This window comes from Bradyrhizobium sp. USDA 3364, from assembly GCF_054056355.1.
On record NZ_JBSRYG010000002.1, the window covers coordinates 7,307,851 to 7,330,877 of the forward strand.

A 23,027-nucleotide genomic window follows, 5' to 3' on the forward strand; every position below is an offset into this window, starting at 1 on the left:
CCGTTTCTTCCGATTTGTCCCCTTAAGTCACGTCCGGGGGAATTTCGCTGCTGCGCGCGGATGCCCATCTGCATGCGCAGGAATGGACGTGGACTCGTGGAACCGTTTAACGCACGCTCGATGCTGGATGCGGCTACGTCTGCGGCGGCCGCTCAGCCGCAGGTCGAACGCCGCCGCCGCCTGTCGCCGGCCGCACTCGCCGTCACCAATCAAAAAGTTCGCGGCGCCTATTCGCCGGTCGTGATCGCCGGCGCGGTGCGCCTCGCCGATTTCGTGCTGCTCAGCCTGGTCGGCGTCGCTCTCTATCTCGCCTATGTCAGGCCGCTCGCCGGCGGCGGCATCCATTGGGGATATATCACCTCGATCCTCGGCATGTCGGCCGCGGCCGTGGTCTGCTTCCAGGCGGCGGACATCTACCAGGTGCAGATCTTCCGCGGCCAGCTCCGCCAGATGACGCGGATGATCTCGTCATGGGCGTTCGTGTTCCTGCTGTTCATCGGCGTCTCCTTCCTGGTCAAGCTCGGCGGCGAGGTGTCGCGGGTCTGGCTGTCGTCGTTCTTCTGCGTCGGCCTTGCGGTCTTGATCGCCGAACGGTTGGCGCTGCGCTCGATGGTGCGCGCCTGGGCGCATGACGGCCGGCTCGACCGCCGCACCATCATCGTCGGCGCCGACCAGAACGGCGAGCAGCTGATCGAGGCGCTGAACGCCGAGGACGATTCCGACATCCACGTGCTCGGCGTGTTCGACGACCGCAATGACGCCCGCGCCATGGAGACCTGTGCCGGCTCGCCGAAGCTCGGCAAGGTCGACGACGTCGTCGAGTTCGCCCGCCGCACCCGCGTCGACCTCGTGCTGTTCGCGCTGCCGATCTCGGCGGAGACCCGCATCCTGGAAATGCTGAAGAAGCTGTGGGTGCTGCCGGTGGATATTCGCCTGTCGGCCCACACCAACAAGCTGCGCTTCCGCCCCCGCTCCTACTCCTATCTCGGCAAGGTGCCGACGCTCGACATGTTCGAGGCGCCGATCACCGATTGGGATCTGGTGCTGAAATGGCTGTTCGACCGCGTGGTCGGCGGCCTGGCCTTGATTGCGGCGCTGCCGGTGCTGGGACTGGTGGCGCTCGCGGTGAAGCTTGACAGCCCCGGCCCGGTGCTGTTCCGCCAGAAGCGCTTCGGCTTCAACAACGAGCGGATCGACGTCTACAAATTCCGCTCGCTGTACCACCACCAGGCAGATCCCACCGCCTCCAAGGTCGTGACCAGGAACGATCCGCGCGTCACCCGCGTCGGCCGCTTCATCCGCAAGACCTCGCTCGACGAATTGCCGCAGCTGTTCAACGTCGTGCTGAAGGGCAACCTCTCGCTGGTCGGCCCGCGTCCGCACGCCGTGCAGAGCAAGCTGGAGAACCGCCTGTTCGACGAGGCCGTCGACGGCTACTTCGCCCGCCACCGCGTCAAGCCCGGCATCACCGGCTGGGCCCAGATCAACGGCTGGCGCGGCGAGGTCGATACCGACGAGAAGATCCAGAAGCGCGTCGAATACGACCTCTATTACATCGAGAACTGGTCGGTGCTGTTCGACCTCTACATCCTGCTCAAGACCCCGTTCTCGCTGCTCACCAAGAGCGAGAACGCGTACTAGATTCGAGATTGACTGCCGTCATTGCGAGCGTAGCGAACCAATCCATGCTGCGACTCGGGGATGGGTGGATTGCTTCGTCGCTTCGCTCCTCGCAATGACGAAGCAGTGGACTGAGTGTTTGTATCGTGTTGCGTGAGTATCCGATGGCCTATGCGGCGACAGCCGGGACATCCCAATCGCTGACATCAGCGCCGTCAGGCGTGCTGGCGTTGCAGCGGGCGCTGGTGTGGCTGGCCGGCGCGTCGGTCGCCATCGTGTTCATCGAGCCGAGTCCGTATGAACTCGTCACACTGACCGCCTGCGTGCTGTTCTTCGCCACCGGCCTGCGGATGCGGCTGGTGTTCATGCCGCTGCTGTTCGCGCTGATCGTGCTCAATGTCGGCTACAGCATCGGCGCGGTGCCGTTCCTCGACAAGCCGGAGGTGGTGAACTGGGTGCTCACCTCCTGGTATATGGCCGTCACCGTAATCTTCTTCGCGATGGTGATGTCGGAGGATACCGGGGCGCGGCTCGACATGCTGCGCCGCGGCCTGATCGTCGGCGCGATGATCGCCTCGCTCGCAGGCATCGCCGGATACTTCCACCTGGTGCCCGGTGGCTACGACCTGCTGACGCTGTACGATCGCGCCCGCGGCACCTTCAAGGATCCCAATGTGCTCGGCGCGTTCCTGATCCTGCCCGCGCTGTTCACGCTGCAAAGCGTCGTGTCCGACCGTTTCGGCAAGGCGTTCCGCAACGCCATCGCGTTCGGCATCATCTCGCTTGCGATCCTGCTGTCGTTCTCCCGCGCCGCCTGGGGCGGCCTCGTGATCACCGCGGCCTTCATGCTGGCGCTGATGGTGTTCACCAGCCGCTCGCAGGCGCAGCGCTCGCGCATCATCGTGATGACCCTGATCGCGGCGATCCTGGCCGTTGCGCTGATTGCGGTACTGCTCTCGATCGGCTCGGTCGCCGACATGTTCAAGCAGCGCGCGAGCTTCGACCAGAGCTATGACGAAGGCCGCTTCGGCCGGTTCGGCCGCCATATCCTCGGCGCCCAGATGGCATTGGAACTGCCATTCGGCATCGGGCCGCTGCAATTCCACACCTACTTCCCCGAGGACACCCACAACTCCTTCCTCAACGCCTTCATGTCGGGCGGCTGGATCTCGGGCATCTGCTATCCGGCGCTGGTGTTCGTCAGCGCGATCATCGGCTTCCGCTACATCTACATGCGGGTGCCGTGGCAGCGCGACTATCTCGCGATCTTCTCGGCGTTCCTCGGCATCGTCGGCGAAAGCTTCATCATCGATACCGACCATTGGCGGCACTTCTGGATGATGCTGGGCACGATGTGGGGCATGTACGCGGCGGCCGAGCGCTACCGCGCGACCGCGATCGAAGTCAGCGACGAGACTTAGGCGGCATCTTGAGCTTGGCGCGCTGCTCCGGCGGCGTGTCGATCACGCTCTTCAGCGCGTTGGTCGCCTCCAGCACGCCCTTGTAGCCGTCATTGGCGAAGCGCAGCAGCAGCCGCAGTTCGTCGTCGGTGTAGCCGCTCCAGACCTTGAGCATCGCCTCCTGCATCGGCACGTAGAACTTGCCGATCTCGGCGGCCTTTTCCTCGATCACCGAGATGAAGACCTTGCGCCGGTCGCTCTCGTCCCGCTCGCGGCGCACATAGCCCGCCTTCTCCATCCGATCCACCACACCCGTGATGGCGCCGGTGGTCAGCCCGGTCACCTCGGCGAGGCGGCCGGCGGTGACGCGCCCCTCCAGCATCAGGATGTCCATGCACTCCATGTCGGAGTTCGAAATTCCGGCAACTTCTGCAACGGCTTGGCCGTACATTACACCCTGCGCCGACGACCGGCGCATCGCCTCCTCGAGTTCCTGCATCAGCGCTTGGCGCGACTTCGCACTTGACAAAGCTGCTCCTATATCTTACTCGCCTAATATCTTATAAACTAAGATAATTAGCAACTAACCTTTCGTAGCCCACACGGATGCATGGAGCAAGGCATGACCTCACGTCCCCGTAAAGCTCTGATCATTGGCGCCGGCATCGCAGGTCCGGTCACCGCGATGTTCCTGACCCGCGCCGGCATCGAAGCCGAGCTCTATGAAGCCTGGCCGTACTCCACCGGAATCGGCGGCGGGTTGCAGATCGCCCCCAACGGCATGCACGTGCTGGCGGAGCTCGGCCTTGCCGATGAACTGATCCGCAGCGGCTCGATCGCCGAATCCTTCGACTTCTATTCGCAGAGCGGCAAGAAGCTCGGCTCGCTGAACCAGAACATGCAGCAGCGCTTCGGCCAGCCCGCGGTGAACATGTGCCGCGCGACCCTGAACGAGACGCTGATCGACAAGGCCTGGGGCTCCAACGTCTCGGTGTTCTTCGAGAAGAAGCTGGTGAAGATCGAGGACCGCGGCGACCAGCCCGTCATCGCCTATTTCGCCGACGGCACCACCGCCGAGGGCGATTTCGTGATCGGCGCCGATGGTGTGCATTCGGCGGTGCGGCGGCATGTGATCCCTGACGGGCCGACGCCATTTGACACCGGGCTGATCGGTTTCGGCGGCTTCGTGCCGCGGGCGATGTTCGAGCGCCTGCCGATCGGCCGGAAGGTCGAGACCACATTCGGACAGAGCGGCTTCTTCGGCTACGGCCTGTGCAGCCCCGATCCGGACACAGGCGCGATGTGGTGGAGCACGCAGCCGTCGCACGGCATGACCGCGGCGGCCTGGCGGCAGCAAAGCCAGGACGCCATCAAGCAGCACGTGCGTGACTTCCACGCCGGCTGGCACGCGCCGATCCCCGAGATCATCGAGGCCGCCGAGAACATCGTGGTGACCGACACGCTCGACGTCGCGACGCTGCCGACCTGGTCGCGCAAGCGGACGCTCCTGATCGGCGACGCCGCCCACGCTACCAGCCCGCATGCCGGCCAGGGCGCGTCGCTCGCGCTCGAAGACGCGCTGCGGCTCGGCATGCTGATGCGCGACGGCCAGGAGCTCGGCATGACGTTCCAGGCCTTCGAGCACGAGCGACGCCCGCGCGCCGAGAAGATCGTGGCGATCGCCCGCCGCAACGGCAACAGCAAGCGCGAGTTCAGCCCGACCGGCGCCTGGCTGCGCGATCACATGCTGAAGCTGCTGCTGCCGGTGTCGTCCAAGGGCATGGATTTTATGTACGCGTATAATCCGCGGGCGACGGCGTAGCCTTGGCTGTCATCAGCCGCGAAAGCGAAAGCGGGTGATCCAGTATTCCCGAGACGGCCATGCTTGAGCCGAGAAGCCGCGGAGTACTGGATCGCCCGGTCGCGCCTTCGCCAAGGCTTCGACGAGGCCACGCATCCCCGGCGCGCCGAAGCTCGAGCGGAGGCGGCGAGCCGGACGATGACATCGAGAAAAGCTGCGAGAAGCTACTTCTCGATCTCGAACGTCAGCCCGGCGTGATCGACCAGGCGCTTGATGAGCTTGCCGCGCATCGCGGCGCCCGGCGTCCAGAAGCCGGCGGCAACGTCGGGCGTGTCGCGCAGCAGGCAGATCGCGCATTCCGAGATCATCTTTGAGGTCGAGCCGTAGCCGGGATCGCGATCGCCCTTGATGCCGGCGCGGACCATGCGGCCGTCGGGCGCGACCGCGAGATAGAGCAGGTCGTAGTGGCCGTTCTCGCGCTCTTCCTTTGACGGTCCCTCGCCCGGCTTCGGCGCGCTCGGGCCGGTCTTCTCGGCATTCAGCGCCATCACCTTCTTTGCATTGGCCTCGCCCTTCTCGCCCGGGCCGGTCAGGACCATCTCGTCGTAGACGAAGTCCCGGCCGTAGGGAAAGCCCATCAGCATGTTGGAGCGGTGGACGTTGCGGGTGTTGATCAGCGCCATCATGAACGGCGCGGTCCAGGAGTGCAGATCCTCTTCATAAGCCGGCTTGCTGCCGCGCGGCTGCTTCGCCCCCTCGAAGCCCGGGGTCAGCGCGAACGGATTGTTGAGGATCGCGACCAGGCTGAGATCCTTGGCGACCGCATCGAAGGTTGCCTTGGCGCTTGCGGCCGTGCCGCCGGACAGCGTGCCGCGCATGTCGCGCACGCGGCCCTTGACGCGCGGCGCGGTCGCGCCGAACACGCGCTTGGCCTCCTCCTGGACGAAGAACGCGCCGAGCTCGAACGGCACCGAGTCGAAGCCGCAGGAGAACACGATGCGCGCGCCGCTGGCCTTCGCCGCGGCCTCGTGCTTGTCGATCATCTGCCGCATCCAGACCGGCTCGCCGCAGAGATCGAAATAGTCGGAGCCGCTTTCCACGCAGGCCGCGATCAGCTCGTTGCCATAGAGCTGATACGGACCAACCGTCGAAATCACAGACTTGGTCTGTGCCAGCATCGCCTTCAGCGAAGCAGCATCGCTGGCGTCGGCAACGATCAAGGGCGTGTCGGCAGGCGCGCCGATCGCATCACGAACCGCGGCGAGCTTGTCCTTGCTGCGCCCGGCCATCGCCCATTTCAGGCTGCCGTCGCGATAATGCGCCGCGAGATATTCGGCGACGAGCTGACCGGTGAAGCCGGTCGCACCGTAGACGACGATATCGAGTTTCGACGAGGACATGGATCAGGCTCCTACACAACGAAATTTGCCCCGTTTTGTCATTGCGAGCGAAGCGAAGCAATCCATTTCACCGCGTGTGCGGAGCGATGGATTGCTTCTGCCTTCGCTAAGGCTTCGGCGGACAAGTCGTCGCCTCAGCGCAAAATTGCCTTGCAATTTTGTCGCGAGCTGCTCGCAATGACGCTTGCCCTACTTCTTGTACGACACGCCCATGCCGGCGCGCACGTCGGCCTGGATGCCGTAGGGTGCGATCGGATAGCGCAGGCCGTTCCTGGCGAGCTGCTTCATCCCCGCGATCGCCTTCACCAGATAGGCCGGCGGCAGCGCCATCAGCATCTCCTCGTCGGGCACGCCGCCGTAGCGGCGCTCGGCGAAGCACGGCAGCGACAGGCTCGGCTCGCCGGTCTTCAGCGCCCGCCCCCACGAGTCAGCGCAGGCGGTCTCGCCGACCACGCCCCACTCGAACTTCTTGTAGCCGGTGTACTGCAGCCCGTTGATCAGGATGATCATCTGGCCCGGCGTCGCATAGACGAGGCAGATGTCAGGCGGATTGAGACGGCCGCTGGTCAGCGGGCTCACCGCCATCGCCTGGTACTGGCCGTAAGGCACCACGTCGAGCGCCTCCTGGCGCTTGCGCGCGTCTTCGGCGGTGCCGTGCCAGACGCCGACATAGTTCTCGCCGGCGAGCCACTTCTCGTCCTGCGGCGCGAGCCCGATCACCGCGCGGCACTGCGCGCCGACCAGATCGTCACCGGTGATGCCGACGGTCCAGCCGAGCCGCGAGGCCATGCTGACGATCTGATCCGTGGTGTGCACCGCCGACGGGCGGCGGATCTTCGGGATCGCCTCCATCTCCTCGACGCGCGCAAACATCTTGATGCCGATGACCGTGGTCTTCAGCCGCAGCAGGTTGTTCAGATCGGAAACGAGCGCGCCGAGGTCGAACTGTTCCGGCGGTGTCTGCTGTTGCATGGCGTGAACTCCCGTGATCGCGGCTTGGCGCCGCCTGTTGCACCTATGTTAGCCGGATTGGTCGGACGACGCGACAAGTGCCTTACGCCTCAGCGCGGCGCCGGCCCCGGCAGCAGATCATCGGTCTTGCCGGCCAGATGATAGGCCACAAGCCCGATCCACTCCCGGGTGCCGAGATCGGTGCGCGACAGGCCCTCGATCGCGAGCGTCGCGAAGCTCATGACATTGCCGACGCGCCAATCGACCGGATAGGCCTCGACATTGAATCCCGTCTTGCGGAACAGCCCGACCGAGCGCGGCATGTGATAGGCCGAGGTCACGAGCAGCCAGCGTTCGCCCGGCTTGGGGTCGACCAGCGCCTTGGAGAACTCGGCGTTCTCCACCGTGTTGCGCGAGCGGCGCTCGATGGTCAATCGCGATCTGGGAATCCCGAGGCTCTCGAACATCTCGGCGGCGTAGTCGGCTTCGCGCGCATCGTTCGAGATCAGGTTTGCGCTGCCGCCGGTGAACACGAGCCGCGCGTTCGGGTATTTGCGCGCGAGCGCGGCCGCAGCGATCACGCGATCGGCCGCGCTGCGCACCACCGGCGTACCATGCGCGACCGACAGATCGGCATCGATCGAGCCGCCGAGCACGATGATGCCGTCGGGCGCGCCGCGCGAAGCGTCCCATGGCGGGAAGCGCTGTTCCAGAGTGGAGATCAGGACATTACCGAGCGGCGAGAAGCCGCAGATCGCAAGCAGCAGCAGCGATGCGACCATCAACCTGCGGCCGAAGCGGGCAAACCGCGTCAGCAGCAGGACGGCGCCGATCACGCCGATCCCGATCAGGAAATTGATCGGCAGCAGCATGATGCCGAGCGTCTTGGAGAGCACAAAAAACAAGGGAAGCCTCTGCGAAGTTCTGCTACAGCGTCATACGCTGCTGGGAAACCAATCAAAAGACGTCACATGACCCATCATCACCTGAAGTCCAGCCCCGAAACCTGCCATTGGGGCTTCTTTGAAGCCAAGCTGAAACCGGTTCTCACCGTCGCCAGTGGCGACGAGGTCACGATCGAGACCGTCAGCGGCGGCGCCGACGTGGTGCCCGACCGCAGCAACTTCCATGTCCCGCCCGAGCTCGACGCGATCCATGCGAAGAGCGAGCGGATGGTGCCCGGGCACATCCTGACCGGCCCGATCGCCGTGAGCGGCGCCGAACCTGGCGACGTGCTCGAGGTCGACATCCTCGACGTCCAGCTTCGCCAGGACTGGGGCTACAATCTGATCAAGCCGCTGTCCGGCACCCTGCCCGACGATTTCCACGAGACGCGCATTCTCAACATCCCGCTCGATCGCGCGCGCATGGTCGGCCGCATGCCATGGGGGCTCGACCTGCCCCTGAAGCCGTTCTTCGGCGTGATGGGCGTCTCACCGCCGCCGGCCTGGGGCCGCATCTCCTCGCTGATCCCGCGCGCGATGGGCGGCAATCTCGACAACAAGGAGCTCGGCGCCGGCGCCAAGCTCTATCTGCCGGTGTTCGTGCCGGGTGCGCTGTTCTCCTGCGGCGACGGCCATGGCGTGCAGGGTGACGGCGAGGTCTGCGTTACCGCGATCGAGACCGCGCTCACCGGGCGCTTCCGCCTGACCCTGCGCAAGGATATCAAGCTCGCCTACCCGCGCGCCGAGACATCAGACCATTACATGACCATGGCAATGGATCCCGACCTCGACCAATGCGTGGTGCGCGCGCTGCGCGACATGATCGTGCTGCTCGGCGAGAAGCGCAATCTGTCGCGCGAGGACGCCTACACGCTGTGCAGCCTGGCCGCCGACCTGCGCGTGACGCAGACGGTCAACGGCTCCAAGGGCATTCACTGCATGATCGCCAAATCGGTGGTTCACGGCTGACCGGCGGTCGATAAGCCGCACTTGTGTTCCGCAAGCGCGGCTCGATACAATCCCCCTCCCAACGAACAAGAATGGACGGGGACGGATATGCTGAAGGACAGGCTTTCGCCGGCCGACGAGGCCGTGCGCGACAAGGAGATGCAGGAGACGCTCGCCGCCTGCCCGCGCATCCTCGATCTCATTGCCCGCGGCCCGCAGGGCGCGCCGGACGCCGAAGCCGCGATCTATCTGCGCTCGCCGCTAGATCCCAACCCGGTCGTGATCTCGAACGATCGGTTGATGGGCTGCATCAAGGCCGCCGAAAACTATTTCCGCGGCCATGGCATCGGCAAGGACGATGCGGTCGCGATCCTGCTGCCGGCATGCCCGGCGACCGTGGTCGCGATCTTCGGCGCGGCAGCCTGCGGCGTCGCGGAGCCGCTGAACCTGCTGTTCACGCGGGAAGCGATCATCGCCCAGCTCAATGCGATCAACGCAAAACTGCTGCTGGCGCCGCCGCCCGGCATGCCGGCCGGCCTCTATGAGAGGGTCGAGGGCTTGCAGCGCGAGGTGCCGTCGCTCAAGCGCATCGTGATCGTGCCGCTCGACGGCAGCATTTCCTTCGACGGCGAAGTGCTGCGGCCTGATCCTGCCTGGCGCGACGACTACGGCAAGTCGACGGACATGAGCGAGGCCGACCGCGTCGCGGTGATGCTGCCGACCGGCGGCACCACCGGTCATCCCAAGGTGGCGCGGCTCACCAACCGCGCGATGGTCGCGTCCACCGTGTCTTCGCGCATGGCGCTCGACTTCCATCGCGGCGAGCGCGCGATGATCACGATGCCGCTGTTCCATGTCGGCGGCCTGTTCTGCACGACGGCCAATTGCCTGGCGGCCGGCACGACCATCTTCATCCCCGGCCCCGCCGGCGCGCGCGATCCCGCGCTGATCACGCATTTCTGGAAGATCATCGAGAAATACCGCGTCAACATTTCCGGCAACGTGCCGACCACGCTCGGGGCGCTGGCCGACATCCCGGTCGCGGACAGCGACATCTCGACCCTGCGCGTCACCGCCACCGGCGCCTCGATCTGCCCGCCGGAGATCGAGCGGCGCTATCTGGCGACCTGGGGCGGTGCCTGCATCCAGCAGCTCTACGGCATGACCGAGCTCGCCGGCGCCATCACCCATGACGTGCACGGCGTGAAGCCGCGCGCCGAGAGCGTCGGCACCCGCAATCCGCTGGTCGAGCTCGCGATCCTCGAGGGCGGCAGACTGCACACCGGGCCGTGGCCCTCGCCGGTCGGCGAGCTCCTGACCAGAGGCCCGCAGGTGTTCGCCGGGTATGTCGACAAGAAGCAGACCGAGGACGCGTTCCGGGACGGCTGGTTGCGCACCGGCGACATCTGCCGGATCGATGCCGATGGTTTCGTCTACATCATGGGCCGCGCCAAGGACGTCATCATCCGCGGCGGCCACAACATCGACCCGCGCGCGATCGAGGACGCCGCGTTGGCATTTCCGGGCGTCGCCTTGGCCGCGGCCGTCGGACGTCCGGACAGCTATGCCGGTGAAGTGCCGATGCTGTTCGTCTCGGCGCAGCCCGGCGTGCACCTCGATCCGCAGGCGCTCTCCGCCTTTGTGCAGGACAACATCCTGGAGCCGCCGGCACGGCCGCGCGTGGTGTCGGTGATTCCCGAGATGCCGGTCACCCCGGTCGGCAAGATCTTCAAGCCGAAGCTGCGCGAGATCGCCGCCGGCGAGGCCGCCCGCGAGCTGTTGGCACGGGAAGGATTGTCCGGCGAGGTGAGTGTCGACGCCATCACCGACCCGTCCCGTGGGCTGTACCTCAGCGTGAGTGCACCTCCGGAGAAGGCCGAAACGGCTGAGCGGCTTCTCAAGACGTTCCCGGTCAGGGTCGAGTTGCGGTCCTAACACCTTCATTATTCACAGTAATTTGACGAAAACGCCGCTCCGGAACCAGCTCCGGCGCGACCGGATTCGGTCGTCCGCTTTTTTCCGCCCACGGCTTGACGAACTGCCTTATCCCTAAATAGACTCTAAATAGATACTTTTCAGTACAACCGTTCAGGGTTAAGCGTCTCTTCATGGCTACGGAAAAGGCCGAAACCGACCGCGTCCCGGTCACGCTGGCGCTCTCGACGATTGGTTATCTCGAGAAGCTGGTGCGACAGGGCACACACGGTACGAGCGTCCCGGGCGTCGCACGGACACTGATCGAGGAAGGCATTCGGCTCGCCATCAAGGACGGGTTGCTTGCAATCCGCGACAACGGACGCACGCCTTGAGAGCATAATCCTCGCGACAAACGCACAGCGTTTGCGCGGAGCTCAAGAGCTAAGGGCGCATGTGCCGGCGCGGCGGTTCAACACAGAACGTGGAACCGTCAGATGATTGTCAACCAAGAGACCTGGACGCCGGAGCGCGTCGACCAACTCAAGATCTACTTCGAAGCCGGCCTCTCCTGCCGCGACATCGCCGTCAATATCGGCGTCAGCCGCAACGCGGTGATCGGCAAGCTGTCGCGGCTGAACCTCACGCGCACGACGCCGGACGAACGCCGGGCGCGGCGCAAGAAATCCGCCGCCCACGCCGCGCAACGGGCGACCGCCAAGCAGCAGCTCCGGTTGCTTCAGGCGGTCTACGAGCAAGAGCCCGTCGATGCGCCTGTTGTCAGCGCCAACAGCTGCTCGCTGTTCGAATTGAGCGAACAGCGCTGCCGCTGGCCGATCAGCAGCCCGGGCGCCGACGATTTCTGCTTCTGCGGCAACACGCCGCTCGGCGGCATGCCCTATTGCTCGGGGCACTACCGCCTCGCCTATCAGGCGGGGTCACGCCAGCGCACGATGCGCGGGTAGCTAACCCCGTCATCCTGAGGAGGCCGCAACGCGGCCGTCTCGAAGGATCGACGGCCACTAGCCGGGCCGTGCATGCTTCGAGACACGCGTTCCGCGGTCTCCTGTGACAACGGCAAAGCCGTTGCGCAGGCATGACGGATCTTATGGAGCACCGATCACCCGACCTTCCAGCCGGTCGCCGCCACGAGGTCCTGGTAGAATTCCGGCGTGTAGGCCTGCTCGGGTGTCTTGCGCACGCGCTCGTCGAGCATATGCGCATCGTCGCCGACCAGGATACGCCAGCGCTCGGCCTTGACGCCGTCGAGGATGATCCTGGCGGCGGCTGCCGCCGAGGTCGGTGCCTCGTCGTGGAAGATGCGGGCGCGGTCGAGCGCGATCTGCTGGATATCGGCATCCGACATCTTGGCGACATCGACGCCCTGCCCTTGCAGACGCTGGCGGGCCTGCTTGAGCTCGTCGGGATTGAGCTGGTCGGAGCCGTTCTGCACCTTGCGCGAGTTCGACACGATCGAGGTGCCGATATGGCCGGGCATCACGACCGAGCACTTCACATGCGGCGCGTTGAGGCGGAGATCGTTGATCATCGCCTCGGTGAAGCCTTTCACCGCGAACTTTGCCGCGCTGTAGGCGGTGTGCGACACGCCGAGCCCAACCGAGGCCCAGAAGCCGTTGACGCTCGAGGTGTTGACGATGTGCGCCTCGTCGGCCTTCACCAGCAGCGGCAGGAAGGTACGGACCCCGAGATAGACGCCGGCCCAGCAGATGTTGAAGGTGCGCTCCCACTGCTCGCGCGTATTGGTGAACAGGCTGCCGCCACCGCCGATGCCGGCATTGTTGAACAGCAGATGGATCTTGTCGGTCGCCTGCTGCTCGATCAGCTCGTCGCGGAAAAGCCTGTAGTGATCCTCGATCGAGACGTCGGCAACATGCGTGGTGATGCGCAGGCCCTGCGGCAGTTTCTCGACCTCGCACAGCCGCTTGGTCTCGGCCATCGCCTCGGCCGAGACGTCGCACATCGCGACATTGCAGCCCTCGGCAACAAGCTGCCGTGCGAGCTCGCGCCCCATGCCCGTGCCGCCACCGGTGATGACGGCAATCTTTCCGGCGAAATCCTTCATGTGAGATCCGTTCCTTCCCTGCTTCTTGTTTGTTTCGGCTGGGGCATGGATCGCTGTTCCAACCGCTTGGCTGCGGCACTCTACATCACCGAATTATCGCGCAGCAACGCCGCCCGCCCCTCACGCGCAAGTGAGCCGCGTGCAGCAGATTGAGGCAGCCGGCGGCGTAACGAAATCATTCCGCGTTGCGAACAATCCGACATCGACAATCGGAGACGATGATCGTGAACACCCTGAACAGACTGGTTGCGACAACGCTGATGGCGATTGCAGCCGGAATCTCCATTGCGGCCGCCGTCGAGGTAACGCCGCCGAAGCCGCGCGACGGGTCACGCTGATCAGCGACGTCGGACAGCGTGCCAAAGCGCGTGGACGTCGTATGATGATCGAACTTGACCCGAGCGACGTCCGCGGCTCTTCCATCCCGCGGGTTCGCGAACATCGATCACGCGTCGCGGCATGATCCGGCACTATTCGGCGGTCTCGATGTGCGCAGGCGCGCGCCGCCGCAGGATGCCGGTGCCGGCGCTCAGCGCGAGCTTGAACAAGCCGCGCCATGAGAAGTCGATCACCACCTCATGGTGCCGCAATCCCTTGCCGCCCTTAACCAGCCCGAGATCCCGTATCAGGCAGTAGTGGCCGCTGCTCATACGCGCCAGGCGGCTGTTCTTGAAGCGTCCCATGAACGACGAGAATGCACTGCGGATCGATTCCGTCAAATCTTGACGACATCGAATCAAAAACCTCCGGCAGGGCATTGCCGGAGGTTTGGGAGGCTTAGCATCAAGCTAAGAGCCATCATTCAATGTGTTGGCCACGCCGTATATAGTTTAGTAGATCAGGTAAGTAAATAAGTTTGCAGGCGAATGAATCGCATGGCTCGTCTTCGTTGTCCGCGTAGACCAGAATGACGCAGCCACAGCCTCTTTGACGCGTTTCTTCAACTGAGCCGGTATCCACTTCGCTCGAAGACGTTCCCGTCTCTTGCGGTCGATTTCTCTCGAAGAAAAACCCCGGCAGTCGCCTGCCGGGGTTCTGTTGGATCGTGATCAGATCAACCGGTATTACCAGTTGCGCTGAGCGCGGAAGAGCATCTGGACAGTGTCCTGATCCTTCAGCTCGTAGGTCGCGGTCGGCTTGCCGATACCGGTCGACGAGGTCGTGACCGTGCCGGCATACTTCTGATCGAGGTGGAGGTAGGTCACGTCGGCCGAGAAGGTCAGGTTCTTGACCGGGGTCCAACGGGTGATGATACCGATCTGCGAGATGTTGTAGTCGGGGTTGCAGCTGGTCACGCCGTTGCCGAAGGCCGTGCGGAACGTGCCGCCGACGCCGCCGATGCCGCAGATGAGCGACTTCGCCGTGTCGTTGTACATGACCGAAGCGAAGGCACCGTACAAGCTGGTGTTCCAGTAGGGATCCCAGTTGTGGGTGTACGCGCCACGGAAGCCCCAGGTCTTGATCGACTGCTGCTGACCGCCAGGGCCGAACACCGTGTCGGGTGCCGTGCCGAAGCCAACGCTCTGGTAGGCGCCGGCCAGGTTCGTACCGCCATAGATGGCGATCGAGCTGAGGTTGCTGGCCAGTTCCTGGATGTTGTAACGGGTCGCACCGTCGGTGTAGACGCCCTGGACGTTGATGGTGTCACCAGGTCCGGTCGGGATGTTCTTGATCGACAGGGCCAGTGCACCAGCCCAACCCCACTTGTCGTCGGGATGACCGGTCAACTCGGTGCCGCCGTAGTAGGCAGCATGGTTGTCATGCGCGGCCACCGACGCCTGGAAGATACCCCAAGCCTGGTCGACCTTGAGCGAAGCGACGAAGTCCGGCGCGATCGTGCCGGCGTAGTCGCTCGAACCGTAAGCACCACCGACGCCGAGGTTGTTCACGCCAGCCTGCATGTAGGCAACCTGGTCCTGCGCCGACAGAGCCAGCGACACGCCGTTGCCGAACTGCGCGGTGTAGGTGAACTGGTTGATGCCGTTGGTGGTGTTCACGCCACCGACGAGAGCGTCGTAGTTGTTGCCCGGATAGCCGTTCCAGGGAGCAGCGAACTGCGAGACCGCCTTACCGATGGTGAAGCCGGCGAACTGGATGAAGGCGTAGTAGACGCCGACCGAACCAGCAGCGACGTTGCCCGCACCAGCGTTGTTCGGAGCCGGAGAGCTGCCGATCGCCGAATAGACGGTCGAGCCGTTGCCCTGGCCGGTGTAGGTGTCGGAGGTCCAGGTGAACACCGCATCGAAATAGGTGCGGACCACGCCGTACTCGGTCGCGGTGCGCGTATCGATGTTCAGGTCTTCACGCGAACGCCAGGTGTAGCCGTTGGTGAAGCGGTTGTTGGCACCGCTGGCGCCGTTGACGTTCGGGCCGTACACGCTGTTGCCGTTGACCACAACGTCGGCACGGACGTAGCCGCCCAGCTTGATGCAGGTGTCGGTGCCGGGGATGTAGTAGAAGCCCGGACCGTAAAGGGAGCAAACCTTCACGTATTCGACCGCTTTGGCCTTTACGGGAAGATCGGCCGCCTGTGCCCCGCCGACCGCAACCAGCGCAGCCGTCGAGCCCAGGATAAGGCTCTTCAAATTCATTTTAAACCTCCAAGTTGCTCATATGCGGAGAGTCCGAGGCCGCGAGCGCCCCGTGATCCTCCCGCATTGTCCAAGACCGTTTTCCCCAAACCCCGCACCCTCAGATCAATCTGTGGTGTGCGACGGACTTGAACGATCACCGCAACGGGACGATCGAGATTCCCCTACCGCCGGGGTTCAATATGCATTGGCGAGTTCGCCAATCAAAATAGTTTATAAAGTCAGGAATGCGAATGGGGCCACACTGTGGCTCGCCGGCAACGCTGCCCGTAAGCCCCTTGCCCATATGAGGAAACTTGTCACACCCTAAATAGTCCAGTCGTCATACGACCGTTATAATTACTTTACGTTCACTTGCGTTCGTGGGCGGCTTACTAGAAAAATCCCGCTGCGGTGCGGGAAACAAGAAATAAATCAGCGCAAAGCTGAGTCGGCACCTGGGGAAGAGGAAGCTGTGTCAGTGACAAGGAAGGATACGACGCGCCAGCGCGCCATCGAACATCTCGACATCATCAAGCGATTTACCCTCGAGATTTCATCCATCAACTCGCATCTCGAGCGAGTCCGTCAGGTCTGGGGCAAGGCGCTTGGCGTCAGTGGTCCGCAGTGGATGATTCTCATTGCGATCTCGGATCTCGACAAGGATGACGGCGTGCCGATCAACGTGGTGTCGAAGCTGCTGCACGTCGATCCGTCGTTCGTGACCACGCAGTCCAAGCTGCTCGAGCAGAAGGAACTGCTGCGGCGCGCCCCCTCGCCTGCTGACGCACGCGTGGTCCGGCTGTCGCTGACCGACAAGACCCGAAAGCATCTGGCGAGCCTCGCCGAACAGCACAAGGCGTTCAAGAAAACCGTCTTCGAGGAGTTCAGCGAGCATGAGCTGGCCGAGTTCACGGCCAAGCTTGCGGTCCTCAACAACCGCCTCGAAAAGGCGTGCCTGATCGCCGCGATGGCATTCGAGACCTGAAGCCGGCGTTGGGTCCACCTGCCCCGACGAGCCGAAGGGAACCCAGGGGACGTGAACCCCGGGGTTTGCGTTGAATGCGGCTTGCCCCACGGCAATCCGGGCGGCGGGGATCTAGACGATGTGGAAGCTGCCCTGGTGCGCGAGCAGCTCTGCCGTCGTGACGTGCTGGAGCGTGATCGTGTCGTTCGCGGCATCGGTGATGACCGCGTTGCCGGATGCGTCGTCATGGGTGGCTGCGACCAGAGCGTTCTGGTCCGCAAACACGCTCTTGCTGAATTGCAGCGAATCGGTCGCGGGCGAAAAGTTCGCGAGGGTCACATGGCCGAAGTTTTCCGCGAACACGAATGTGTCCTGCGCTGCCGCATCGGAAAGCAGGTTGCCGCTTTGAGCCGGCGCCGCCGCCGCGACCACCAATGTTCCTCCATTCCCGTTATTGGCGAACTTGAAATCGTCCTGCGCATAGCCTCCGAGGAAATGGAGCGTGGCTGTGCTCACCGCATCGCTCACTGACAGCACCCCGGAGCCATCGTCGAAGCTGGAATGGACGCTGTTGAAATTGATGCCGTGCAGGTCGATCTGGTCGGCCCCCTCGCCGCCATCGCCGCTGAACCCGATCAACTGGCCGCTGAATGTGGACGGCCGTTGCAGGTCCAACGTCGTGCCGTCGAAGCTAGCCGATGCAGCGGCATTCGAAGCGGGGTCCGAAGGAACCACGTGAGCCTGCGCCGCTGACGCAAAGAACTGGTCGGACGCCGCGCCTGCCTGAATCAACGGAATCCCGGAAGATCCAACCGACGCAACCTGGGTGACGTGACTGCCGTCGAACGCGAGCTCGTTGACCTGACCGGCACCATTCTGGGTGATGAATTCTGCGATGCCCGCCGTCATGTCCTTGACGTCGTGAACCGGATCGTAGTTGCCCGGCAACAGATTGCTTCCGATCAGCTTGCCCTGGTCGAAGTACAGGATGTCGATCTGGCCGCCCGCGGATTGCGTGATGACGTCGGAACGACCGTCACCATTGACGTCTGCAACGCCAACGACGTTCCAGAACGCCTGGCTGGTGAGATAGCTTGCAGTCAGGTGGCCGGAGGAATTGAACCAGAGAAAGTCGATCTGGCCGCCGTTCACCTGAGTGACGAAGCCGGGGTTCGCCTGCCCGCTGAAGTGACCCGCGCCCTCGATGTCCGCATAGCTGCCGACCAGCAGAAGCGATGCAGAGAGCTTGCCTCCGGAAAACCAGAGCAGGTCGACCTGACCATTGGATTGCGTGACGAATTCGCCGCTGCCGGACGAGTCCAAATCAACGTTGCCGACGACTTTCCAGAAGCTCTGCGGGATGAGCGACGAGCCAATCAGATTGCCGGAGCTGTACTGCAAGAGGTCGATCTGACCGTCCGCAAGCTGCGCGGCAACATTGGTGGTCTGGATGGCCGCCGGTGCAGACGACGCCTTGATGTGAAACCCCAGCGAATCGAGCTGCTGCAGGTCGATCGCGGTGAGCGACTGCAACGTGCTGCCGGTGTAAAATTCGTTGAAGGGATCGTTTGCACCCTGCACGCCGCTGTTGAGGAAGTCGCTCGGATCCGAGCTCTGGCCGTAGTCCGCGAGCTTCGTGGCGCCTCCGTCCAGGGAGTAATAGGCCGCCGATGTCGGAATGTTGTCCGAGAGCAACCGGGCGCCGGAGCTGGTGAAGCGATCGAAATCGAAAATATCCGGCTGCGGTCCGTAGGGAACGCGGCCCATGGCGTGCGTGAGTTCGTGCAGCGCGACGCCGACCAGAAGGCCGGGACTGATGTCGGTGGCAAAGGTCAGGCTGCCGTCGTCGGTCGTTGTATCGTTCGCGCCGATCACCCCCCAGAGCTTCAGTTGCGCGTTCCACACCGCAACCGAAGACTGGCCCTGAATCGACGTGCCGGTCGGCAGCGCGTTGAAGGTCTTGTCACCCGGCGACGCGTTGTTCACCAGGTCAGCCCTGACCGTCGAATAGCTGAGCCACTGTCCACTGTCGGGGCCGCCCGCAGCGCCACCACCGGTGCCGCTGTAATCGACATTGAAATTGAGCGTGATCTTGTCGGTGATCGCCGCACTCAAAAGCGCTGCCGCCTGTTCGATACCTGTTCGGAAGCTGGCAGGCGCCGCCATCGCGGCGGCGTCGAAGATCAGGTTGATCGTGAGCCCGCCGGAGGTCTCCGCGACGACAGAACCGACGCCGCCCGAGCCGGAGCCGCTCACCGCAGCCTGTGCCTCGATCGATTCATCAGGAAGGACGACCGGCGTCGGTGGCGCGCTGTAAGGCGCCGGCGTCCCGCTGTCCTGATCCCTTTGCAATCCGGCCGTGGATGTCATCGCTCGTTCCAGCTTTGGATCGCCCATCGAAGCCCGATTTGACTTCCCGTCGCTCATGCACCGAAAGCGCGAGCGGAGGATGCGCAGTGATCCTTAACCAGATACTGAAGGAAATTGCGGTTTCCCAAGGGCAACGGTTCGTGCCCTCGTAGAAGTTTCGACGTCAACGTCTTGATTCGCCGAGCGGAATAGCCTCATTCGGCAGGCGCCCAACAAACCCGTAAAACTACCGCCGTGTTCGGGCGGCGGGACTTGGTGTCACGACCAAACGATCGATTTGGTCGGCCCGTCGGACATGCATGGATTCGCGGATGCAGCTGTGTCGCACATCAATTGCGGACGCGCTGCTTGATCCGGTCTGCTGAATGAAATCCGGACGCCCTGAAGTCCGGCCGAGTAATGGTCGGAGCGAGAGGATTCGAACCTCCGACCCCTAGTCTCCCAGACTAGTGCGCTAACCGGGCTGCGCCACGCTCCGATGCCGTTCCATTAGCCGCGATCCTGCGTTCGCGCAAGGCGGGGCAGGCCTTCAAAGGCTGCATTCCGGGCACCGGTTGGTTCCCCGGACTCAGCCGTCCTTCATCGCCGTGTCGATCATCTGCCGGCAGGCGACCAGCTCCTGCAGCACGCGCTCGAGCCGCTCCCGATCCGCTGACGGAACGGAGGGGCGCACCGGCGGCGCAGCGGACGCCTTGCCCGGCTGGGCATGCGCCTTGTAGGTCGACAGGATCGGGTCCTCGTCGGGATCGACGAATCGGTAGTCGATTCCCTGCTCGTCGCCGTCGCCCTCCTCGCCGTCGAAATCGAGGCCGTCATTGCCGTCGCGCTCGTCCAGCTCGGCCATGCTGTTGCCGACCGCCTCCTCGACCGCGCCGAACGAGACGGCCGCGCTCTGGTCGGCGATGCCCTGCACGGACTTGATGCCGTGCTCTTTCAGGATCCGCTGCACGCCGCGGATGGTGTAGCCCTCGCCATAGAGCAGCCGGCGGATGCCCTTGAGCAGATCGACATCGTCGGGGCGGTAGTAGCGGCGGCCGCCGCTACGCTTCATCGGCTTGATCTGCGCGAAGCGCGTTTCCCAGAACCTCAGCACATGCTGGGGAATATCGAGCTCGTCTGCGACTTCACTGATGGTACGGAACGCATCCGGCGCCTTGTCCAAATGCCCGCTCCTCTGGCTTCAATGCCTGGAGGCTCGTCCGCTCCGATTGAAGCGGAACCGGGCTCCAGATGCTGGTTTCGGCGCGCTTTCTTCACGCGAACCGGGAATCCACTTCGCTTGAAAACGCGCTACAGCATGATCCGGAAAAGTGCGAAGCGGTTTTCCGAAAAGATCACGCTCAAACAACAAGCTAAAGCGCGACCGCGCTTTAGTCGGCCTTGCTGCCATCGCCGTTGGTGACGGCGTGGCCATTGATCCGCTGCTTCAGGATCGCCGACGGCTTGAACACCATCACACGCCGCGGCGAGATCGGCACCTCGGTGCCGGTCTTCGGATTACGGCCGATACGCTGGCCCTTCTTGCGCACCATGAAGGAGCCGAACGAGGACAGCTTCACCGTCTCGCCCTTTTCCAGGCAATCGGTGATCTCCTTCAGCACCAACTCGACAAAAGCCGACGATTCCGTACGCGACAGGCCCACCTTTTGGTAGACCGCCTCACACAAATCGACGCGCGTAACTGTTTTTCCGGTTCCCGTGGTCATCGCCTGCCCCGCACTCTCGGCGAACAATTTCTTGACTGAAATTAAAAGCTTAGCGCGCAATGGTCAACAGCGACCAGCACCTGGACGCAGGAAAGATACCGGCAACCTGTCGGCACTGTTTGACGGCGCGCTACCAGCGCACGAGCGCCGAGCCCCAGGTGAAACCGCCGCCCATCGCCTCGAACAACACCAGATCGCCCTTCTTGACCCGCCCGTCCCTGACGGCAACCGTCAGGGCCAGCGGGATCGAGGCCGCCGAGGTGTTGCCGTGCTTGTCGACGGTCAGGACGACCTTCTGCGGCGCAATATGGAGCTTGTGCGCCGACGCATCGATGATTCGCTTGTTGGCCTGGTGCGGAATGAACCAGTTGATGTCCTCGGCGGTAAAGCCGGTGGCGTTGAACGCATCGACGATCACGTCCGTGATCATGCCGACGGCGTGCTTGAATACCTCCCGGCCCTCCATCCGGAGGTAGCCGACCGTCTTGGTCGAACCGGGACCGCCATCGACGTACAGCTTCGACTTGTGGCGCCCGTCGGAACGCAGATGCGTCGTCAGCACGCCGCGATCCTCGATCGTGCCGGACAGTTGCTGCGCCTCGAGCACGACGGCGCCGGCACCATCGCCGAACAGCACGCAGGTGCCGCGGTCGTTCCAATCGAGGATGCGCGAGAAGGTTTCGGCACCGATCACCAGCGCCCGCTTGTGATGGCCGGCGCGCAGGAAATTGTCGGCTGTGGTCAGCGCGAAGACGAAGCCGGAGCACACCGCCTGAAGGTCGAAGGCGACGCCGTGGTTGATGCCGAGCCCGTGCTGGACCGCGACCGCCGTGGCCGGGAAGGTGTTGTCGGGCGTCGAGGTCGCCAGCACGATCAGGTCGATCGACTGGGCGTCGATCCCGGCATCGGCGAGCGCGGCCTGCGCCGCCTTGATCGCCAGATGCGAGGTAAACTCGTCATCGGCTGCGATGTGGCGCTCACTGATGCCGGTGCGCTGCACGATCCAGTCATCAGATGTGTCAATTCGCGTCGCCAGTTCGGCATTGGTCAAAACCCGCTCCGGCAAATATGAGCCGCAGCCGAGCACTACCGAACGTATCGCAGTCACGAGACAGCCTCCTGCGCGGTCTGCGCCTGTCCCAGCGCGCTGCCGTCGCGATTAAGCATCTGATTGATCTTGGTGAGGAGATCGTAGTGGGCCATCTCATAGCCAACATCCACCGCATAGGCAAAGCCTTCCGCGTTGGTGCCGCCATGGCTCTTGACCACCACGCCTTTCAGGCCGAGCAGCACGCCGCCGTTCGACTTGTTGGGATCGAGCTTGTCGCGCAGCTTGCGGAACGCGCCACGAGCAAACAAATAGCCGATACGCGCCAGCCAGCTCGACGACATGGCCTCGCGCAGGAACTCGAACATCTGGCGGGCAGTTCCCTCGGCGGTCTTGAGCGCGATGTTGCCGCAGAAGCCTTCCGACACGATGACGTCGGCGGCGCCCTTGGCGATGCCGTCACCCTCGACGAAGCCGACATAGTTGAACTGGGACGCGTCCATCGCCCGCAGCATTCCGGCCGCCTCGCGGATCTCCTCGTGGCCCTTGATCTCCTCGGACCCGATATTGAGCAGGCCGACGGTCGGCCGCTCCAGATTGAACAGCACGCTGGCCATCGCACTGCCCATCACCGCCAGCGTGGTCAGGTGCCGGGCGTCGCCGCCGATCGTGGCGCCGAGGTCGAGCACCACCGAATCGCCGCGCAGCGTCGGCCACACCGCCGCGAGCGCCGGGCGGTCAACGCCGGGCAGCGTCCGCAGATTGAGCCCCCCCATCGCCATCAGCGCGCCGGTGTTGCCGGCGGAGACCGCGACATCGGCCTCGCCATGTTTCACGGCGTCGATCGCAAGCCACATCGAGGAGGCACGACGGGTCCGCCGCAGCGCCTGGCTTGGCTTCTCGTCATTTTTTACGGCGACGTCGGTATGAATCACCTTCGACACTGCCTTCAGTGCAGGATGCCTGGCGAGCTCCGGCTCGATCTGGGCTCGGTCTCCGACCAGCAGGAATTCGCTGTCGGGATGACGGCTCAACGAAATCGCGGCGCCGGGAATGACCACGGATGCGCCGACATCGCCCCCCATGGCGTCAAGCGCGATTCGAACCTTTTGAGGCATGAACGTCCCGGAAGCCTGCTCTCCCACAGCCCTTCAGACGAAGACCGCGAGCTTGAAGTCACCGCCATCTACGGCGCGCGGCGAAACACCAACTCGCGTCCCGGCCGGGCCGCGACAATAGCGTGTCCGCGGTCCGACACAACCTCTTGGCCGCAAACGATGGAGTGGCCGAACCGTCACGCAACAC

At 63.9% G+C, this 23,027-nt stretch carries 21 protein-coding genes and 1 tRNA gene; 8 read left to right on the top strand and 14 right to left on the bottom strand.

The window, feature by feature from the left end; all coding sequences use genetic code 11:
• Positions 1-96: 96 nt before the first annotated feature.
• Positions 97-1,641, top strand: coding sequence for an undecaprenyl-phosphate glucose phosphotransferase (locus ACVILL_RS34330; protein ID WP_456733096.1), 1,545 nt, complete (start codon positions 97-99; stop codon positions 1,639-1,641).
• A 143-nt stretch (positions 1,642-1,784) separates the two neighbouring features.
• Entirely contained in the window at positions 1,785-3,041 is a 1,257-nt protein-coding gene (locus ACVILL_RS34335; RefSeq protein ID WP_456733097.1) for an O-antigen ligase family protein, read from the top strand.
• On the opposite strand, the gene ACVILL_RS34340 is transcribed toward ACVILL_RS34335, so the two are convergent.
• On the bottom strand, positions 3,025-3,519 hold the full coding sequence (locus ACVILL_RS34340; protein WP_456734430.1) for a MarR family winged helix-turn-helix transcriptional regulator: 495 nt from the start codon (positions 3,517-3,519) through the stop codon (positions 3,025-3,027). The genes ACVILL_RS34335 and ACVILL_RS34340 overlap by 17 nt on opposite strands.
• A gap of 123 nt (positions 3,520-3,642) precedes the next feature.
• Here ACVILL_RS34340 and ACVILL_RS34345 point away from each other — a divergent pair, with 123 nt between their 5' ends.
• Positions 3,643-4,842 carry an FAD-dependent oxidoreductase gene (locus ACVILL_RS34345; protein ID WP_456733098.1) on the top strand — a complete coding sequence of 400 codons (1,200 nt, stop codon included), beginning with the start codon at positions 3,643-3,645 and terminating at the stop codon, positions 4,840-4,842.
• Positions 4,843-5,045: 203 nt separating this feature from the next.
• On the opposite strand, the gene ACVILL_RS34350 is transcribed toward ACVILL_RS34345, so the two are convergent.
• From ACVILL_RS34350 to ACVILL_RS34360, 3 genes are all read right to left on the bottom strand, one after another.
• Complete coding sequence (locus tag ACVILL_RS34350; protein WP_456733099.1) at positions 5,046-6,221, bottom strand: saccharopine dehydrogenase family protein; 1,176 nt, start codon at positions 6,219-6,221, stop codon at positions 5,046-5,048.
• A gap of 189 nt (positions 6,222-6,410) precedes the next feature.
• Positions 6,411-7,193, bottom strand: a complete 783-nt coding sequence (locus ACVILL_RS34355; RefSeq protein ID WP_456733100.1) for a DUF169 domain-containing protein — start codon at positions 7,191-7,193, stop codon at positions 6,411-6,413.
• A gap of 89 nt (positions 7,194-7,282) precedes the next feature.
• A complete protein-coding gene (locus ACVILL_RS34360) occupies positions 7,283-8,077 on the bottom strand; it encodes a YdcF family protein (protein ID WP_456733101.1) in 795 nt (264 codons plus the stop codon).
• 66 nt (positions 8,078-8,143) lie between these two features.
• Between ACVILL_RS34360 and ACVILL_RS34365 the strand changes: the two genes are divergently transcribed.
• The 4 genes from ACVILL_RS34365 (at position 8,144) to ACVILL_RS34380 (ending at position 11,943) form a co-directional block, all read left to right on the top strand.
• Complete coding sequence (locus tag ACVILL_RS34365) at positions 8,144-9,085, top strand: acetamidase/formamidase family protein (RefSeq protein ID WP_456733102.1); 942 nt, start codon at positions 8,144-8,146, stop codon at positions 9,083-9,085.
• An 87-nt stretch (positions 9,086-9,172) separates the two neighbouring features.
• Positions 9,173-10,999 (top strand): AMP-binding protein, encoded by a 1,827-nt coding sequence (locus ACVILL_RS34370; protein WP_456733103.1) that lies wholly within the window; start codon positions 9,173-9,175, stop codon positions 10,997-10,999.
• A 173-nt stretch (positions 11,000-11,172) separates the two neighbouring features.
• Positions 11,173-11,373, top strand: a complete 201-nt coding sequence (locus ACVILL_RS34375) for a hypothetical protein (protein ID WP_016844973.1) — start codon at positions 11,173-11,175, stop codon at positions 11,371-11,373.
• A gap of 102 nt (positions 11,374-11,475) precedes the next feature.
• Positions 11,476-11,943 carry a GcrA family cell cycle regulator gene (locus ACVILL_RS34380; RefSeq protein ID WP_456733104.1) on the top strand — a complete coding sequence of 156 codons (468 nt, stop codon included), beginning with the start codon at positions 11,476-11,478 and terminating at the stop codon, positions 11,941-11,943.
• Between the two features lie 155 nt (positions 11,944-12,098).
• On the opposite strand, the gene ACVILL_RS34385 is transcribed toward ACVILL_RS34380, so the two are convergent.
• The 4 genes from ACVILL_RS34385 to ACVILL_RS34400 all read right to left on the bottom strand — a co-directional run bounded on the left by ACVILL_RS34385 (position 12,099) and on the right by ACVILL_RS34400 (position 15,652).
• Positions 12,099-13,061 (bottom strand): SDR family NAD(P)-dependent oxidoreductase, encoded by a 963-nt coding sequence (locus ACVILL_RS34385; RefSeq protein ID WP_456733105.1) that lies wholly within the window; start codon positions 13,059-13,061, stop codon positions 12,099-12,101.
• A gap of 175 nt (positions 13,062-13,236) precedes the next feature.
• The gene (locus ACVILL_RS34390; RefSeq protein WP_456733106.1) at positions 13,237-13,503 is read right to left on the bottom strand and encodes a hypothetical protein; all 267 of its coding nucleotides are present in this window, start codon (positions 13,501-13,503) and stop codon (positions 13,237-13,239) included.
• A 28-nt stretch (positions 13,504-13,531) separates the two neighbouring features.
• A complete protein-coding gene (locus tag ACVILL_RS34395) occupies positions 13,532-13,711 on the bottom strand; it encodes a hypothetical protein (RefSeq protein WP_456734431.1) in 180 nt (59 codons plus the stop codon).
• A 414-nt stretch (positions 13,712-14,125) separates the two neighbouring features.
• A complete protein-coding gene (locus ACVILL_RS34400) occupies positions 14,126-15,652 on the bottom strand; it encodes a porin (RefSeq protein WP_456733107.1) in 1,527 nt (508 codons plus the stop codon).
• A gap of 454 nt (positions 15,653-16,106) precedes the next feature.
• On the opposite strand from ACVILL_RS34400, the gene ACVILL_RS34405 reads away from it, so the two are divergent.
• Positions 16,107-16,619, top strand: coding sequence for a MarR family winged helix-turn-helix transcriptional regulator (locus tag ACVILL_RS34405; protein ID WP_456733108.1), 513 nt, complete (start codon positions 16,107-16,109; stop codon positions 16,617-16,619).
• 111 nt (positions 16,620-16,730) lie between these two features.
• On the opposite strand, the gene ACVILL_RS34410 is transcribed toward ACVILL_RS34405, so the two are convergent.
• The 6 genes from ACVILL_RS34410 to plsX all read right to left on the bottom strand — a co-directional run bounded on the left by ACVILL_RS34410 (position 16,731) and on the right by plsX (position 22,840).
• Positions 16,731-18,968, bottom strand: coding sequence for an NF038122 family metalloprotease (locus ACVILL_RS34410; protein WP_456733109.1), 2,238 nt, complete (start codon positions 18,966-18,968; stop codon positions 16,731-16,733).
• Positions 18,969-19,368: 400 nt separating this feature from the next.
• Positions 19,369-19,446: transfer RNA gene (locus ACVILL_RS34415), tRNA-Pro, on the bottom strand.
• A 90-nt stretch (positions 19,447-19,536) separates the two neighbouring features.
• A complete protein-coding gene (locus ACVILL_RS34420; RefSeq protein ID WP_456733110.1) occupies positions 19,537-20,130 on the bottom strand; it encodes a MerR family transcriptional regulator in 594 nt (197 codons plus the stop codon).
• Positions 20,131-20,338: 208 nt separating this feature from the next.
• Positions 20,339-20,674 carry an integration host factor subunit alpha gene (locus ACVILL_RS34425; protein WP_021079083.1) on the bottom strand — a complete coding sequence of 112 codons (336 nt, stop codon included), beginning with the start codon at positions 20,672-20,674 and terminating at the stop codon, positions 20,339-20,341.
• Between the two features lie 130 nt (positions 20,675-20,804).
• Positions 20,805-21,782: a beta-ketoacyl-ACP synthase III gene (locus ACVILL_RS34430; RefSeq protein ID WP_456733111.1), complete on the bottom strand. Its 978-nt coding sequence runs from the start codon at positions 21,780-21,782 to the stop codon at positions 20,805-20,807.
• Positions 21,779-22,840: a phosphate acyltransferase PlsX gene (plsX, locus tag ACVILL_RS34435; RefSeq protein WP_456733112.1), complete on the bottom strand. Its 1,062-nt coding sequence runs from the start codon at positions 22,838-22,840 to the stop codon at positions 21,779-21,781. Before plsX ends, ACVILL_RS34430 begins: the two co-directional genes overlap by 4 nt.
• Positions 22,841-23,027 lie beyond the last annotated feature (187 nt).

What these genes read in the sequence shown, in the direction of transcription:
- ACVILL_RS34425 (WP_021079083.1), bottom strand. Translation starts at nt 20,674, where the DNA reads ATGACCACGGGAACCGGAAAAACAGTTACGCGCGTCGATTTGTGTGAG.
- ACVILL_RS34375 (WP_016844973.1), top strand. Translation starts at nt 11,173, where the DNA reads ATGGCTACGGAAAAGGCCGAAACCGACCGCGTCCCGGTCACGCTGGCG.
- ACVILL_RS34380 (WP_456733104.1), top strand. Translation starts at nt 11,476, where the DNA reads ATGATTGTCAACCAAGAGACCTGGACGCCGGAGCGCGTCGACCAACTC.
- ACVILL_RS34355 (WP_456733100.1), bottom strand. Translation starts at nt 7,193, where the DNA reads ATGCAACAGCAGACACCGCCGGAACAGTTCGACCTCGGCGCGCTCGTT.
- ACVILL_RS34345 (WP_456733098.1), top strand. Translation starts at nt 3,643, where the DNA reads ATGACCTCACGTCCCCGTAAAGCTCTGATCATTGGCGCCGGCATCGCA.
- plsX (WP_456733112.1), bottom strand. Translation starts at nt 22,840, where the DNA reads ATGCCTCAAAAGGTTCGAATCGCGCTTGACGCCATGGGGGGCGATGTC.
- ACVILL_RS34395 (WP_456734431.1), bottom strand. Translation starts at nt 13,711, where the DNA reads ATGAGCAGCGGCCACTACTGCCTGATACGGGATCTCGGGCTGGTTAAG.
- ACVILL_RS34350 (WP_456733099.1), bottom strand. Translation starts at nt 6,221, where the DNA reads ATGTCCTCGTCGAAACTCGATATCGTCGTCTACGGTGCGACCGGCTTC.
- ACVILL_RS34370 (WP_456733103.1), top strand. Translation starts at nt 9,173, where the DNA reads ATGCTGAAGGACAGGCTTTCGCCGGCCGACGAGGCCGTGCGCGACAAG.
- ACVILL_RS34400 (WP_456733107.1), bottom strand. Translation starts at nt 15,652, where the DNA reads ATGAATTTGAAGAGCCTTATCCTGGGCTCGACGGCTGCGCTGGTTGCG.
- ACVILL_RS34390 (WP_456733106.1), bottom strand. Translation starts at nt 13,503, where the DNA reads ATGTTCGCGAACCCGCGGGATGGAAGAGCCGCGGACGTCGCTCGGGTC.
- ACVILL_RS34340 (WP_456734430.1), bottom strand. Translation starts at nt 3,519, where the DNA reads ATGCAGGAACTCGAGGAGGCGATGCGCCGGTCGTCGGCGCAGGGTGTA.
- ACVILL_RS34335 (WP_456733097.1), top strand. Translation starts at nt 1,785, where the DNA reads ATGGCCTATGCGGCGACAGCCGGGACATCCCAATCGCTGACATCAGCG.
- ACVILL_RS34410 (WP_456733109.1), bottom strand. Translation starts at nt 18,968, where the DNA reads ATGACATCCACGGCCGGATTGCAAAGGGATCAGGACAGCGGGACGCCG.
- ACVILL_RS34385 (WP_456733105.1), bottom strand. Translation starts at nt 13,061, where the DNA reads ATGAAGGATTTCGCCGGAAAGATTGCCGTCATCACCGGTGGCGGCACG.
- ACVILL_RS34365 (WP_456733102.1), top strand. Translation starts at nt 8,144, where the DNA reads ATGACCCATCATCACCTGAAGTCCAGCCCCGAAACCTGCCATTGGGGC.